Below are 15,957 nucleotides of genomic sequence, written 5' to 3' on the forward strand. Positions count from 1 at the left end.
AAAAATTAAATTTTAAATTCCAATATTCTTTACATTGGTTCGCATTCTGAAGTAGGAATGTATATACAAACAGCATTTGTACAACATTGGTATGGTCCGCAATCTGAATTGTCACCACACTTTTTTATTCCGCTTCCTTTAATGTTTTTTTGTTCCAGCCTGTTGAGCTTCTTAAGATTTGAATTTTTCATGGTAATCAAATATAATAAGATTAAGGCTCTATCGGACAGTCATGATCAAGGCATTCTCCGTTACAGCAGTATCCAACGGAACAAGGTCTGGTTATGCTGCATCTGAATGGTCCAATACCTCCATTAATTTGTTTGGCAGCTTCTCTGCTGAGTTTTTTTAGATTTTTCATATAGTTTATAGTTTTGATTTTATGTTAGACTAAAATAGTAAATATTTCTATATTATTCATTTGTGAGTGAAAATATTTTACTATGAATCAATGTTTTGTTTAAGTTTTAAATAAAAAACACCTACAAATGCAGGTGTCTGTAATGATCATATATTATTCCAGGGGACAAGGATTTACCACACAGATGTTATGGCAACATGATCCGCCCGGACATTCGTAATGCTCTGTGCATCTTTTGAAAGGTCCGCTGCCTTTGATTTCTTTCTGTACTTGTCGGCTGAGTTTTTTTAGATTTTTCATGATGTTTATTTTATAGTTGATGGTTAGGTGTACTTTTATTCAAGGCAGATAAATGGTGAGCAAATACCATTGCAGCAATATCCTACAGGACATGGATTGCTTTCACTGCATCTTTCAATGGATCCTCCGTTAATTTGTTTGGCGGCCTGCCTGCTGAGTTTCTTTAAATTTTTCATGAGATTTTGGTTTTAATGTTGAACTAAAATAGTAAAAAATATTTAATAAATCATTATTTGGTGAAAATATTTAATTGTTAATCAATTATTTATAGTGTTTTTTAAACAAAAAGCACCTGTTCGTAAAAGTAAACAAGTGCTCTGTATAACATGAAAATTTTTATAATTCCGGACATGCATAAGCAACGCATACCCGATGACAGCATGATCCGCCAGGACATTCAAAATGATACTGGCATTTCTGAAGACGGATGATACTTCCTAAGATTTCTCTCTGACTTTCTCTGCTTAACTTTTTTAAATTTGAATTTTTCATAATAATTTAGATTTAAGATAAAACCAAATTAATGAAAGCCTTCAAATGGTTGATAAACACAAAGATATTCTGCAGGAAAAGGGCTATGAATGAATTATGAATTATGAATTATGAATTATGAATTTATTTTGGTAGCTGCATGAAGAAAAATTCACAATTGACTTGCGAAGCAAAATTGACTATTGACAATCAAAGGTCTTATATTCCAACCTTAAACCTTAAACCTTAAACCTTAAACCTTAAACCCGAAACTCAAAGCTCTGCTTCCGTGGGTTTTAATTTTCTCAGCTTCTTAATGATTCCTTTTATTGCTCCTTCAGTTCCTAGTTTAACAGAATTTACGGTAGAGCCTAGCAGACGCATATTTTTTCGGTAAGTATCGTGATCTGTTTCGGTTACAAGATTTCCGTCAGAACCAAAAAGTTTCATGCTGACCACCACCTGGTTGGAGAATACGTATTTTCCAAAACCTACTTTGAAATATCTTACTTTGGAAACAATGGCAAAGTCTGCATCATTATTATGGCAGTAGTCTACGATAGTCTGTTTATCAATGCTGTCGAAGGGAACCTGAACTTCTGCACGAAGCATTTTATTCTTTCTGTCTCCAAAATTATCAGTAACTGCATCAAAGAAAGCACTGTTGGTAGGGTCTTTTATTTCATCAATATCAGGCTCTACCTCGGGATTGAAGTATAGAACTTTTTTTATTTTATCATCAGCATTCCTCTGGGCTTTTACCGAAGTAAATCCGATGAATAAAAAAGTAGTAACCGCTGTAAAGAATATAATTTTTTTCATTTGTAATTCGTATGCAAAATTACTGCCTTTTCGTTGGATTGCATATAATTTGTTAAGAAATTTTTAACATTTTTTTCTATCAATTTTGATATATGAAATCAATAATGTTTGCAGGATCAAAAAATAGTCGTAATTTTGCACCCGTTACATAATAATCATTAAACAATATTGGAATGTACTTAACAACAGACAAAAAGCAGGAAATTTTCGCAAAACACGGAAAATCTGCACAAGACACAGGGAGTGCTGAAGGACAAATCGCTCTTTTCACTTTCAGAATCAACCACTTATCTCAGCACTTAAAGGCTAACCGTCATGATTTCAACACAGAGAGATCTCTAGTGAAATTGGTAGGTAAGAGAAAAAGTTTACTAGATTACCTTAAAAACAAAGATATCGCAAGATATAGAGCAATTATTGCTGAACTAGGTTTAAGAAAATAATCTATAAAGATTTTCAAAATAAAAAGCAACTTCGAAAGAGGTTGCTTTTTTAGTTGTAATATAACCACAAAAGCCACAGAAGGTCCTGATCAATTTTGTTGAGATTCCTACGGAATGACAAATTGAATGATTAAAACTCTATTTGAATTGTGTCATTCCGTAGGAATCCAGTCAAAAGCATTAGGCAACAATGCATTAAAATATATGACAAACATCCCAATTGAAGGTGCCAAAATTCCCATCCTCCGGAGGGGTGGCAAAAATTCAAAGAATTTTTGACGGGGTGGTTAATTCTCTGTAGTATCCATTTACTCAACCTTCTTTCCAATTTTCCCCAAATGGGTATTCTGAAAACTATCAGGATATTTCAATCCATACCCCAGAATTCTGTCAAAAGCAGAATGGGAAAATAAGATTGTTCCAATCATTTGTAAATAGGGCAGTGAGAGAGCTGTTCCGGCAAGATATACCACAATGGCTACTCCAAAATGATGGAAAAGGTTATAGCAAAAAGCTCCCACTTTATTATTAACCGTATATCCCAGCATGGAAATATCGGGTGCCAAGAAAAGTCCTGCAAACCACCACCAGGAATATCCTGTCTGGGCAAAAGCATATGCTCCTAACGACAGAAATGCTGCGTATTCAAGCTTTAACTGTATTTTCATTGTAATGGTGTTTATTAACAAGATAAGTTCCTTTTTTCAATGAAAAGTTACATGATAAGATCCAAAAAAGAAGCGGAACACCTTTGAGATATTCCGCTTATACATTTTGATTTGATTTTGATTTTAATGTCCTGATTTGGCTTCAGTGCTTTCCACATGACCAAGATATTTGGTACAGTAAGCTCCAAAAATAAGAATCACCAGATAACAGAATACAGGAATAATAAATGAATGCTGTACTCCAAACTGATCTGCAAGGTATCCCTGGAAAATAGGAACAATGGCTCCTCCCAAAATAGCCATTACTACTAAAGATGATCCCTGACTGGTATATTTCCCCAGTCCCGAAATGGCGAGGGTATAAATGTTAGAGAACATAATAGAGTTGAAGATTCCGATTCCTAAAATACTGTACATGGCCATTTCACCATGATTCACCATTGCGGAAATCAATAATACAACATTAATTGCGGCAAAGATTGATAATGTTCTTGCCGGTGCTGCTTTACCAATGAAGAAGGCAATGAAATTAAGTATGATAAATACAATGAAAAAACTGATCTGAGAGAAGGTAAGATTCACAATACTGAAGATCACAAGGAAAACAGCTCCTGCTGCTCCCAGCATATAAACCGCCTTTTTACTTTGGCTCAAAGACTGATTTAAAGAGATAGCACCAAGAAAACGTCCGATCATGGCTCCACCCCAATACATAGAAAGATAATTCTTACTGATGATTTCATTAAAGCCCATAATTTGGGGCTGCTCCAGGAAGCTGATGATAAAACTTCCCACGGCAACTTCTCCGCCTACATAGCAGAACATGGCAAATACTCCAAATTTCAGGTGACTGAATTCAAGCGCTCCCCAGCCTTTTACAATTTCTTCTTCACCCATCTGGAATGAAGGAAGCTTAACTCTTGAGATCAATAAGGCGACCAATAAAAGAATCCCTGCAAAAATAAGGTAAGGAATTCTTGTGGCTACCGCGCTGAAAGATCCGTCCGGAGAAGAGAAAAATTCAAAAATAAGGTGACCTCCAAGTACCGGAGCAATGGTTGTTCCGAATGCATTGAATGCCTGAGTCATATTCAGACGGCTGGAAGCAGATTCTTCACTTCCCAGCAGCGAAACATACGCATTGGCTGTAATCTGAAGTACTGTAAAACCGAGTCCTAAAATAAACAAAGCACCCAGAAACAGAGGGTAATACGAAAAAGTAGCTGCCGGATAAAACAGGACACAGCCAAAAGCGGCCAGAAAAATTCCGAACAGGATTCCTTTTTTATATCCTAATTTATTAATGGGATCTCCTTTCGTGATAGAGATCAGAAAATAAATCAGTGATCCGATAAAGTAAGCTCCGAAAAAACAGAACTGTACCAGCATGGATTCGAAAAAGGTAAGATTGAAAAGTTGTTTCAGATAGGGGATCAGGATGTCATTCATACAGGTGATGAATCCCCACATAAAAAACAGCAGGGTGATGGTAATCAACGGAACCGTGTAATTCCTGCTTTGAGGTTGTACTTCTTTATTTATCATAAACATTTATTTATCTTAAGGAATAGCCCTTAACTTTTTGCCTACAGCATGGTATTTGGTGAAGTAGGGCAAATATAGGAATCAACCTATGTCTTTGCAATAATTTTAATGGTTTTTATAATGAAATGTATACTTTCTTCATAGGATAGTATTATTTTCATTTTTTGAGACAATAATACAAAAACGACTGGATTTTTCAATGCATTATCTTTAAAAAAACACTTTTTTATTTTTATAAATGACAGAAAAGTTGACATTAAGGATATAAACTTTGAAACTCTCATCAATTGATAGCCAATTTTTTGTATTTTAAGAGCCTATTTATGCAATCGAAAAATTTAATATATCATTATTATATAGTACCTTTGCAGACGAAAATTTAAAGAGTTTAAATATTAATTCATACTCAATACGGAGTATTAAGAAGACAAATTTATGAGTATACCTCAAGCGTTTACAGAAATGATTACTCTTGCTGATGGCAGAGAAATCACTATCGAAACAGGGAAGTTGGCTAAACAGGCTGATGGATCTGTGGTAGTAAAAATGGGTGGAACAATGCTTTTAGCAACGGTTGTAGCCAATAAAGAAGCCAATCCTGGTGTAGATTTTTTACCATTAACCGTTGATTATAGAGAAAAATTCTATGCAGGTGGAAGAATTCCTGGAAACTTCTTCCGTAGAGAAGCAAGACCTTCTGATCAGGAAATTTTAACGATGCGTTTGGTGGACAGAGTATTACGTCCGCTTTTCCCTGAAGATTTCCATGCTGAAGTTCAGGTGATGATTTCATTAATTTCTTATGACGGAAAAACAATTCCTGATGATTTAGCTGGTTTGGCAGCTTCTGCAGCTATTGCTATTACAGATATTCCTTTCAACGGACCAATGTCTGAAGTAAGAGTTGTAAGATTTGATGGAGTACTTTCAATCAACCCAAGTTACGAAGAATTGAAAAATTCTGAGTTAGACATCATGGTTGGAGCTACTAAAGACTCCATCGTAATGGTAGAAGGAGAAATGAAAGAAATTTCCGAGCAGGAAATGTTAGAAGCTATCAATTTTGGTCATGCTGAAATTAAAAAGCAAATTGAAGCTCAGGAAAGATTAGCAGAAAAAGTAGGTAAAGCTTTCCCTAAGAGAGAATATTCTCACGAAAATCACGACGAAGAAATTCGTGAAAAAGTGTGGAAAGAAACTTACGATAAAGTATATGAAGTAGCAAGAACTCCATCTGGAAAAGAGGAGAGAGGAGAGAAATTCAAAGCGGTTCGTGAAGAATTCCTTGCTCAGTATGCTGATAATGAAGAAGAATTGGAAAGAGTAACACCTTTCGTAAAAGTATATTATCATGATGTAGAGAAAGAAGCCATGCGTCAGATGATTCTTGAAGATAATATCCGTCTTGATGGTCGTGATCCTCAAACGATCCGTCCAATCTGGTCAGAAATTGATTACCTTCCGGGAGCTCACGGTTCTGCAGTGTTTACAAGAGGTGAAACTCAGTCTTTAACAGCAGTAACTTTAGGTTCTGTGAAAGATGCAAACATGGTAGACAGCGTAATCACGCAGCATGACGAGAAATTCTTCTTACATTATAACTTCCCTCCATTCTCTACAGGTGAAGCAAGACCTCTAAGAGGAACTTCAAGAAGAGAAGTAGGACACGGTAACCTTGCTCAGAGAGCATTGCAGGCCGTAATTCCTGAAGAAAATCCATATACCATCAGAATTGTTTCTGATATCCTTGAATCAAACGGTTCATCTTCAATGGCAACAGTTTGTGCAGGAACACTAGCACTAATGGATGCTGGAGTACAGATTACAAAACCTGTTTCAGGTATTGCAATGGGATTGATTACAGATGCAAAATCAGGTAAATTCACTGTACTTTCTGATATCTTAGGAGATGAAGATCACCTTGGAGATATGGACTTTAAAGTAACAGGTACTGCAGATGGTATTACAGCTTGTCAAATGGATATTAAAATCCAGGGACTTTCTATGGATATCATGGAAAAAGCTTTAATGCAGGCTAGAGACGGAAGATTACACATCTTAAATAAAATCACTGAAACAATCTCTGAACCAAGAGCAGACGTGAAGCCTCACGCTCCGAAAATGGTGGTAATGGAGATTCCAAAAGACTTCATTGGTGCTGTAATCGGGCCTGGAGGAAAAGTGATTCAGCAGATGCAGAAAGATACGGATACCGTTATTGCTATTGAAGAATTAGGTGAGATCGGACGTATCGAGATTGCAGGAACAGACAGAGAGAAAATCAATGCTGCTGTTGCAAGAATTAACGAAATTACTTTCGTACCGGTTATTGGTGAAGTTTACAAAGGTAAAGTAGTGAAGGTAATGGACTTTGGTGCATTCGTAGCGATTGCTAAAGGAACAGAAGGACTTCTTCATATTTCTGAAATTGAATGGGCTCGTCTAGACAAAGTTCCTTATGCAGAAGGTGATGAAGTAGAAGTGAAGTTCATGGGTTACGATGACCGTAAGAAAATGAAACTTTCCCGTAAAGTTCTTTTACCAAGACCTCCAAGACCAGAAGGACAAGGTAGACCAGAAGGTCAAAGAAGACCGGAAGGACAAGGAAGACCTGAGGGACAAAGAAGACCTGAAGGACAAAAGCCACAAGGTGATAAACCCGTGGAAAACGAAACTCCTTCTAACGAAGCTTAATAAGATTCATTCTTAAATATAAAAAATCCCTCAATTTTGAGGGATTTTTGCTTTTTTTGTCATTGCGAAATGCAGAGCATTGAAGCAATCTTATTATTTAAATTTTCAAAATTGAGATTGCTTCGCCTTCGGCTCGCAATGACCATAGTTATTAACTTCCCACTCTCTGCTTCAGATCCTCGGCACCTCCTGTTTTTCTTGGCTGTCCGTTTTTAGAAGAGCCAAAATTATAAGTATAGGATAGGGTTGCCACACGGGTATCTCTTTTTACGGCAAAGTTTTCGATATAATCATTATACACCGTCTGTCCTTTGAGATTGCTGGTAAAGAATACATCGGTGAAAGAAAGCTTCAGTACACTGTTGTTTTTGAATTTCTTCTGCGCTCCGATATTCAGGTACCAGTTCGCGCTTGCATTAAGATAGGCGTAGACTTCCCTTGCCTTATAATTTCCGGTAAGTTCAGCAGTGAAGCCATTTCCTAATTTAAAGGAATTAATACTGTTAATACTGAAGGTAAAATTCCCCTGGTTATTAATCTGTGTTCCGGAAACGTTTCCTGTATAAGAACCATAGTAGAAATTGGCGCTGTTGCTCATGTCCCACCATTTTATCACTTTTACCGGAGCGATCAGATTTAGGCCATAATAAGAAGCAGAACTCAGGTTTTCAATCGTCTGTACCGTTACTATCTGTCCGTTTTCTGTTACAGGTTTTAAGATATCTGTAATGTTGTCGGAAGTTTTGCTGTAGCTTAATGTGGCGAAATACCTATTGCTCAGGCTGTAAGTCAGCTCATAATTCATTGTGATTTGCGGGTTCAGATCTGGATTTCCTGCTCTCAGGGTAGTCGGATCAAGATAGAATTTGAAAGGATTCAACTGGTTGTAGCTAGGTCTTGTAATCCTTCTGCTGAAATTGATTTCAAGGTTGCTTTTATCCGTCAGATCATAAGCGAAAACAGCACTTGGAAACAGTTGGGTATAATTTCTTTTATTGATTTGATTGGTGGTAATTTGAGTCCCTTTTACATTGGTGTTTTCAAGTCTTAAACCTGCTGTAGCTTTCAGTTTTTCCCATTTTTTTGAGACATTTCCGTAGACTGCATTGATGTTTTCTTCATAAATAAAATGATTGGTTTTATTAAGATCAGGAATAAGAGTACCGGAAGTTGCATTGAAGAATTTCAGATCATTATCTGTCTTTACAAAACTTGTTTTAACCCCGCTTTCCAGCTTCCAGTCGTTGCTGAAGTTTTTGGTAAGGTCGGATTTCAAAGAATAAATATTCAGTTTTCCATCCATATCACCTTTGATAATATCCAGATTGCCCGTCCCGCTGGCGATTTGATGGGTTCTTGTATCAAAACTCTGTAAAGAAGAATTGGCGTAATTGATGTAGTCAAAATCCGTAGAAATATCAGATCCTAAAGAATCAATGGTATACTTATGATTAAGGTTGAATGAAAGATTGGTCCAGCGGTCATTCGATCTGTTGACGGTTGTAAATGAGCTTTCAGGAAGATGGCTGCTGCCCAGCGTCACATTGGAATTATCGCCATTGATATTGAATTTGTTCGAAACCAATCCTACAGAAAATCCAAGTACATTCTTATCATTCAGATAATAATCCATTCCCGCTTTGGCCACATGACTGTTGAACTTGAATTTCAGATAATTGTCCTGTACATAGGCTTTTTTAAAAGTATTGTTTTCATAGAAATTCCTGTCCAGTACCAGACCGTTATAAGCTTCTCTGTAGGCAAAGCTGTAGTTTCCGAAAATATTGATTTTTTTATTTCGGTGATTGATGCTGAAGCTGTTGTTGTTTTTTACGTATTTACCTGTTCCTAAAGACGTAGAAATACTTCCGTTGGTTCCTTTTCTCTGCTCTTTTTTAAGTTTAATATTGATGATTGCAGATCCCGATGCATCATATTTTGAAGACGGATTGGTAATGAACTCTATCTTTTCAATAGTGGAAGAAGGAATTCCCTTTAGATAATTGGCAAGATCACTTCCGGTCATGGGCGTGTTTTTACCATCTATCTGAATCAGCAGATTTCCTTTCCCTCGCAGACTGATATTATCGTTGTTATCGATATTCACTCCGGGAGCTTTTTCCAATACTTCAAAAGCAGAATTTCCGGTACTGGCAATGCTGTTTTCAACGTTCATGATCATTTTCCCGTCCTGTCTTTCAATCAAAGGTTTGGTTTTCGTGATGGTAACTCCTTCAATGGATTTTACACTCAAATCGATGGCCGTAAGAGTCTTGTTTTCGGTCAGTGAAATATTTTCCGAATGATAGACTTCCGAACCGTTTTTATTAATTTTTACTTGATACGTTCCTTCTTTTAACTCATTAAAATTAAACTTACCATTGCTATCCGCAATTTCTGTTTTGATTAATTTCTGATCTGCATCAAAGAGATTGATCTCCATCTGTTCTGCATTGCCGGATTTTATATTTCCTGACAAAGACAAACTCTGCGTGGTCTGCTGGGCGGAAAACCTGCTGGTACATACCATCAGCATCCAGACCAATAAGAGTAAAAATATTCTGGTCATAGCGTTTTACTTTTTAGGGGTGAGACAGTTTTCTGAAATTTTCAGTAAAGCTGAATACATCACTTCCATTTCTTTTTCGCTGATTCCCTTTAAAGCAGTGGTACGGTTCTTCTCTACAATATTCTGAACCTCTTTGATTACTTTTACCCCCGAATCTGTCACTTCCAGATGGGTTTTTCTTCGGTCTTCAGGATGAACATATCTTGTGATATATTCGGATTTTACCATTAAATCAATAATTCTTGTCACAGAAGCATTGTCCTTGAAAACAAGATCACCAATCTCATTCTGGGTAATTCCCGGGTTTTCCAGAATGGCTTTGATGATCAGCCACTGATCAATCGTAATGGTAAAACCATGGGCTTTCAGCTGGCGCTGAGCATAGTTTCTGTAGGCTCTGATTGCTTTGTCTATGTTGTAGAATATAATTGAATTTAATTTTTCCATACTTTCAGATTTAAAATGATGTATCAATTATTGATATATCAACTAATTAGTAAATCATCATTTTACTTTGTTACAACTCCTGAAAAATATTTTCAAAAATACATTAAAAATGCAGCCTGATTATTTGATATTTGCTTTTGCTGAGGTGCTTGTAGAACCTGAATTAAAATTTATATTTTCTACGGTTTTGAATAATCTGTCGATCTCTTTTCTGACATCCGGGGCAACATTGTAAAACTCATTGATCAGATCTAATGAAGTAGGTTTCTTGGGATACTGATTGTGGGTAAGGAAATTTTTCAATGCCCTGTTTACTTTGCCTTCACCTATTAGATTGCTTAATTCTACCATGGCCACAGCACCTTTGGAATACGAAATATGTGGAGCATCTCCGGTAGCTTTATAGATCGGGACATTTTCAGATAAACCTTTTTCATTGTCATAGATTTGTTGGTGTACTTCAATTCTTTCCCTCATTTTTTCTTTGCCATGCATTTTTTTGTAGAGCATCATTTCTGTGTACATCGCCAGTGTTTCAGTGAGCATCACAGAACCTTCTCTGTCATCAGGATTTATCTGACTGTTTCCCCACCAGAGATGTGAAAGCTCATGCCCGGCCAGTTCATTGATGACATCCTGCTTTTTGTCTGCATGAATATTAGCATGAAAAACCATGTCTTCCGGCATAAAGACCGCAGATGGGTAAGCTGTAGCCGCAAAACCACGCGTAAAAGAAGAAATTTCTGCAAAATTGATGGTTTTAAAAGGATACTTTCCAAAATTCTGCTGACAGTAATCCAGGGTAAGCTTGGCATTTTCAAGAAGATGATTTACATTTTCAGCATGCTTCTGATGGTAAAAAATATTAACGGTAATTCCTTTATAATTAAAGCTCTTAATTTTATAATCTGCTGAAGAAACTGCAAACCGGAATGGAATCTGATCTGCTTGATATTCAAAATAATTACGTCCGGATTTTGACCATTTTTTAACAAGATCTCCTGTTCCTATCGCTGTCTGTCCCTGTTCTGTAGAAACAATCATAGTGAGGTTGATAAAATCTTTTTTTGCCACTTCAGGGGCTTCCGGTTTCTTCAATTCAGTGAGCTTTCCCAGTTTGAATGTACTACGCTGTTTTTCATCCTGAATTTCATAATCTTTTTGGTAGCCAATCACAGGATAATATCTGCTGATTCTCATAAAAGATCCGTCTTCAATAATGGCATTAAAAGACTGATGGCCATTTACGGCAAACCATTGGTAAGACAGTGTAAAATCAAGTGAAGCTGTTTTACCAGGCAGAAGAGGCTGTTTTAATGAAACTTCCGTGATGTTCCTATGGATCTTGGTTGTTTCACTTCCTGAGGTCATGGCAGCAGATTCAATTTGTAAATCCTCATTGAAATTGATCAGAACCTTACTGATAGGCTGATTGGTTTGATTTTTAAGAATATATTTTCCTATGATCTGATAAGCATTTTCAGAAGGGAAGAGTTTGATTTCTGTGGTAATATCAGAAATATCAGGCTGTGGAAGATGTTCATATTTCCGATAGTTTTTTTCATATGCTGCGGAACTTAGAATAGCCTGATCTTCATTTTTTGGAATATAACCTTTCATAAACAATACTCCGGAAAAGATCCCTGATATTAACAGAATGATACTGAAACCAGATACAAGTACAGGCGCTTTCTTAATTTTTATAATGCTGTTGAGTATCCATAAAATACTGATGATTCCAGCTCCAAACAGAAGTCTTTGTGCAAAAGCCTGTTCATAGATTCCATACCCGTTAAAATCACTGTAAGTCCCTTTAAAATCAGAAAATATTCTGAAAAGCGGGTAGGAGATCAACTTTCCGGAAACCGGCCCTGACAATACAAAAACTGAGAGAATGGAAATCCCCAGTGCAATGAATTTATTGGGAATCCTGTCATTAATCAAAAGGATAAACCCGGAAAAGAGAATCAGTGGGAAAGTATTGAAAAGGAAAACACCCAGATAAGCCTTCCAGTCTATATGAAAATACTGATAAGCGGCCTGAAAGATTATTCCCTGAATAATTAGAATTCCGGTAAAGAAAAACAATAAAAGGGTGATTGAAATAAAATGTCCGGTCATCCTGTTTTTTGAAAAATAAGTACTGCTTTCAATCAGAAAAAATCCTGAAGATGAGCTTCTCCAGTACATATCGTTTAGAAAATAGGCTGAAATAAGGAGACCTGTCAGATGGAAATTTTCTGAGATGGTTGTTGCCATAAGTCCCGAACCGGCATATTTCTGAGGAAGACGAATTCCCTTTTCAATTTCTGCATACATCTCCATTCCAACAGAAAATAGCAGAATAATAGAAACAGCAGGAACAGCAATACTTTTGAACAGATAGGTGAGATCTGTTTTCGTAAAAGAGATCACAGATCGAAATGAGCTCTGCCCATTGAAACTTGGGGACAAAATGGAATATTCGGAGGTATTTGTTTCAGATAAGAGATGAGTGTTTCCCTGTGTTTTTACTTTTCGTTCGGAAGTATTGGAGAAAGAAAATAGTCTGTATGAAACGAAGAGAAGCCCAGCTGATACGACGAAAAATAAAAGTCTGTTGAACAAGAGATATCCAGTGAAAGGAACAATCTGCATATTTTTCTGATGAGCCGTAAGGCCACGAGCCTGCATGAAGTAAGATGACAATCCAAACGGATCTATCAAAGCTGAAAATTGTTGTGTTTCCAATGATTGAGGAAGGCTTCCCGCCATAAATGGTGAATTGGAAAACAACAAAATAATCATATAAAACACATACAAAAGCAGACCACCCACTACTACCAGCAATTTTCTTTTTATCACAGAAGAAATGAGAAACAGAAAACTACAGACAAACAGGCTATTGATAAAGCCAAAAATTAATACAGGGTACATGTAGTAAATGATGCTCATACCTTCCTGCATTTCGCTTCCGGTACGCATGATTTGTCCGATGAGAAACCCTGTCATTAAGAAAGAAAAACTTAAAAACGTCTGTAGAAAATAGGTGCAGAATTTTCCTTTCAGATAAGAGAATTTTGAAAAAGGAAACGAAAACAGAATACTGTCAAATTTTGAATCCTGATCTTTAAAAAGCAATTGTAATGCATAAACGGTGGCGAAAAAAATAACGGCAAGACTCAGCATTCCCGTCATAAAACCAATGGTATACGGTGAGTTTAAGTAAATTCCATCTCCTACTGAAAGATTGAACTGACTGCCGCAGAACATACCAAGACCCACCAAAAGTAAGGCCACAAGATAGGTGGGCCAGTGCTTGGTACTGCGTCTGGCTTCGAATAAAAATATAGTGTTCATGATTAAGGTTTTTGGGTGAGGGTGTGGAAATAAACGTGTTCCAATAAAGGCGTTACGGAACTGAAGTCTTTCGGATATTCTTCAGAGAATACCGTGATGTGAAGCTCTCTTTCCAAAAGCTGTCTGCTGATGATTTCATAGCTGGAATGGTAAGTTTCCAGTTCATCTTTATCAATAGGTTTTGACCAGATCTTGTTTTCCAGTTCTGCAATCAGTTTTCCGGGATTTCCTTGTCTGAGGATTTGGCCATGATTCATCACTGCCATTTCCGAACAGAGGTTTCTGACATCTTCAACGAGATGTGTGGACAGAATAACGATTACATCCTGGCTGATATCATTGAGCAGTGTATTGAAACGGTTGCGCTCTTCCGGATCCAATCCTGCCGTGGGCTCATCTACAATGATGATTTTCGGATCTCCTAATAAGGCCTGAGCCACCCCGAAACGCTGTTTCATCCCACCTGAAAAAGTATGGACTTCTTTTTTAGCAAAATCAGAAAGGTTGACCTTTTCAAGAAGACTCAGAATTTGATTTTTACGTTTGTTTTTATCAGTAATGCCTTTCAATAGGGCGATATGTTCCAACAGATCATAGGCAGACACTTTCGGGTATACCCCGAAATCCTGTGGGAGAAATCCAAGATTCTGTTTGATATAATCCGGATTTTTAATAATGTCCACTTCATTGAAAAGCAGGGTTCCGGAGGTTGGTTTCTGAAGTCCGACAATGGTTTTCATCAAAGAAGATTTTCCGGCTCCGTTCGGACCCAACAGTCCGAACATTCCGTTTTGGATGTCCAGTGAAATGTTTTTAATAGCCTGAAAACCATTTTTATAGGTAAGGCTGAGGTTGTTAATGGATAGTGTATTCATAACGTTGTGTTTGGGGAATAGAAGGACAGGCGGCCTTTCGGCAGCGATTTTAGAAGTTAGAAATTAGTGGCTGGAAGCTAGAAGCAGGAGGCTAGAAGCTAGAAGTTAGAAGTTAGAAGTTAGAAGTTAGAAGTTTCAGATACCATGCTCAAACTCTCTTACCCTACAGCTCTCAAACTCAGAAAGTCTACTCTTTAAATTCGAGAATATCTCCCGGCTGGCATTCCAGGATTTTACAGATGGCTTCAAGGGTATCAAATCGGACACCTTTGGCTTTTCCGGTTTTTAAGATAGAGAGGTTTACGGGCGTGATACCCAGTTTTTCTGCCAATTCTTTACTCTGCATTTTTCTTTTGGCAAGCATCACATCTAAGTTGACTATAATTGGCATTTTAAATAAATAGGTCTTGTTCGTTTTGCAAATGTAGTCCTTGCTTAAAGATATTCGCAAGAAACAGACAGAAAATTCCAAGCATAAAGTGAATAAACACCAGTCCCCATATCATACTTTCTACTTCCACAAAGAAACTCGCGATAATAACCAGTGGAAGAGGAATGAAAATATTATACAGGTAAAATTGCTTAAGCTGATTGATGTTTTCCTGAGTAAACAGCTTCTGTTGGAAAAATACTTTGAAAACTTTGGCTGATAAACAGAAAAAGGTTCCATAAGTGATGAGTACCAACATAAAGGAAAAGATCATATAAGGATAATTGTTTTCGATATTCAGAAACGGTTGTTCCGTAAATGGATAATTGATATGAAGGAACTTTCCGTTTTTATAGGGCGTAACTGCAAATCCGCTGCTCAGACAGAATAGAGAATACACAAAAGTGATCAGATATCCGGCTGAAAGTAAGGAGCAGATATAAAATAAAATCTTTGAAATAAGTTTAGTCTGGTTCATGGTATGAAGCATAATTGATATTGCAAATGTATAATTAATTATCGTAAAACAATAATTAATTTAAATAAAATTTTATTTTTTCAGATTGAGATCTTTCAGAAATCTCAATGGAATAGTGTGATAATCATTGTTTTTGATTAATTTTAAATAACAAAAAAATTGAAATCATGGCTTACAGTACTGAACTGGCCGACCGGGTCCGTGAACGGCTTTCAATAATAAAAAATATTGAGGTTGAAGAGAAGAAAATGTTCAGCGGACTGTCTTTTCTTGTCAACGGGAAGATGTGTATCAACATCAGTCACGACAATCTGATGTGCCGTTATGATCCTGAGCTGGAAGATGAAGTTTCGGAAAAGAAAGGCTTTCTGCCGATGATCATGAAAGGAAAACAGTTAAATGGATATTGCTATGTAGAACCCATTGGTTTTCAAAAAGCAGATGACTTTGAATACTGGATCACAATCTGCCTTGATTATAACCCGGTGGCAAAAGCTTCGAAGAAGTGAGTTTTG

Annotated in this window: 16 protein-coding genes; 3 read left to right on the plus strand and 13 right to left on the minus strand. The window is 36.8% G+C overall.

Annotated features, from left to right (window positions below; all coding sequences use genetic code 11):
* Positions 1–211: 211 nt before the first annotated feature.
* The 5 genes from CQ022_RS23020 to CQ022_RS19250 form a co-directional block, all read right to left on the minus strand.
* Positions 212–361, minus strand: coding sequence for a bacteriocin-like protein (locus tag CQ022_RS23020; protein ID WP_158521347.1), 150 nt, complete (start codon positions 359–361; stop codon positions 212–214).
* A gap of 153 nt (positions 362–514) precedes the next feature.
* Positions 515–661 carry a bacteriocin-like protein gene (locus tag CQ022_RS23025; protein WP_156106370.1) on the minus strand — a complete coding sequence of 49 codons (147 nt, stop codon included), beginning with the start codon at positions 659–661 and terminating at the stop codon, positions 515–517.
* Between the two features lie 35 nt (positions 662–696).
* Positions 697–837: a bacteriocin-like protein gene (locus CQ022_RS23030; protein ID WP_165791688.1), complete on the minus strand. Its 141-nt coding sequence runs from the start codon at positions 835–837 to the stop codon at positions 697–699.
* A 160-nt stretch (positions 838–997) separates the two neighbouring features.
* Complete coding sequence (locus CQ022_RS23035) at positions 998–1,153, minus strand: hypothetical protein (protein ID WP_165791689.1); 156 nt, start codon at positions 1,151–1,153, stop codon at positions 998–1,000.
* A 252-nt stretch (positions 1,154–1,405) separates the two neighbouring features.
* Positions 1,406–1,954 carry a pyruvate decarboxylase gene (locus CQ022_RS19250; RefSeq protein ID WP_105683913.1) on the minus strand — a complete coding sequence of 183 codons (549 nt, stop codon included), beginning with the start codon at positions 1,952–1,954 and terminating at the stop codon, positions 1,406–1,408.
* A gap of 173 nt (positions 1,955–2,127) precedes the next feature.
* Here CQ022_RS19250 and rpsO point away from each other — a divergent pair, with 173 nt between their 5' ends.
* A complete protein-coding gene (gene rpsO / locus CQ022_RS19255; protein ID WP_034692246.1) occupies positions 2,128–2,397 on the plus strand; it encodes a 30S ribosomal protein S15 in 270 nt (89 codons plus the stop codon).
* Positions 2,398–2,705: 308 nt separating this feature from the next.
* Here the strand turns inward: rpsO and CQ022_RS19260 are convergent, their stop codons facing one another.
* Together CQ022_RS19260 and CQ022_RS19265 are read right to left on the minus strand one after the other, a co-directional pair.
* On the minus strand, positions 2,706–3,065 hold the full coding sequence (locus CQ022_RS19260; RefSeq protein ID WP_105683914.1) for a DUF4260 domain-containing protein: 360 nt from the start codon (positions 3,063–3,065) through the stop codon (positions 2,706–2,708).
* 123 nt (positions 3,066–3,188) lie between these two features.
* The gene (locus CQ022_RS19265; RefSeq protein ID WP_105683915.1) at positions 3,189–4,610 is read right to left on the minus strand and encodes a sugar MFS transporter; all 1,422 of its coding nucleotides are present in this window, start codon (positions 4,608–4,610) and stop codon (positions 3,189–3,191) included.
* 435 nt (positions 4,611–5,045) lie between these two features.
* Here CQ022_RS19265 and CQ022_RS19270 point away from each other — a divergent pair, with 435 nt between their 5' ends.
* On the plus strand, positions 5,046–7,304 hold the full coding sequence (locus tag CQ022_RS19270) for a polyribonucleotide nucleotidyltransferase (RefSeq protein WP_105683916.1): 2,259 nt from the start codon (positions 5,046–5,048) through the stop codon (positions 7,302–7,304).
* Positions 7,305–7,455: 151 nt separating this feature from the next.
* On the opposite strand, the gene CQ022_RS19275 is transcribed toward CQ022_RS19270, so the two are convergent.
* The 6 genes from CQ022_RS19275 to CQ022_RS19300 all read right to left on the minus strand — a co-directional run bounded on the left by CQ022_RS19275 (position 7,456) and on the right by CQ022_RS19300 (position 15,442).
* Entirely contained in the window at positions 7,456–9,873 is a 2,418-nt protein-coding gene (locus CQ022_RS19275; protein ID WP_105683917.1) for a TonB-dependent receptor, read from the minus strand.
* 6 nt (positions 9,874–9,879) lie between these two features.
* Positions 9,880–10,320: a MarR family winged helix-turn-helix transcriptional regulator gene (locus CQ022_RS19280; RefSeq protein ID WP_105683918.1), complete on the minus strand. Its 441-nt coding sequence runs from the start codon at positions 10,318–10,320 to the stop codon at positions 9,880–9,882.
* Positions 10,321–10,440: 120 nt separating this feature from the next.
* Positions 10,441–13,659 (minus strand): M1 family aminopeptidase, encoded by a 3,219-nt coding sequence (locus CQ022_RS19285; RefSeq protein WP_105683919.1) that lies wholly within the window; start codon positions 13,657–13,659, stop codon positions 10,441–10,443.
* A 2-nt stretch (positions 13,660–13,661) separates the two neighbouring features.
* A complete protein-coding gene (locus CQ022_RS19290; protein ID WP_105683920.1) occupies positions 13,662–14,534 on the minus strand; it encodes an ABC transporter ATP-binding protein in 873 nt (290 codons plus the stop codon).
* A 187-nt stretch (positions 14,535–14,721) separates the two neighbouring features.
* Complete coding sequence (locus CQ022_RS19295; protein ID WP_002980904.1) at positions 14,722–14,925, minus strand: helix-turn-helix domain-containing protein; 204 nt, start codon at positions 14,923–14,925, stop codon at positions 14,722–14,724.
* A gap of 1 nt (position 14,926) precedes the next feature.
* Positions 14,927–15,442 (minus strand): DUF2975 domain-containing protein, encoded by a 516-nt coding sequence (locus CQ022_RS19300; protein WP_105684011.1) that lies wholly within the window; start codon positions 15,440–15,442, stop codon positions 14,927–14,929.
* A 167-nt stretch (positions 15,443–15,609) separates the two neighbouring features.
* Between CQ022_RS19300 and CQ022_RS19305 the strand changes: the two genes are divergently transcribed.
* A complete protein-coding gene (locus CQ022_RS19305) occupies positions 15,610–15,951 on the plus strand; it encodes a TfoX/Sxy family protein (protein ID WP_105683921.1) in 342 nt (113 codons plus the stop codon).
* Positions 15,952–15,957 lie beyond the last annotated feature (6 nt).

It is taken from the genome of Chryseobacterium culicis, from assembly GCF_002979755.1.
GTDB classification, from domain to species: Bacteria; Bacteroidota; Bacteroidia; order Flavobacteriales; family Weeksellaceae; genus Chryseobacterium; species Chryseobacterium culicis_A.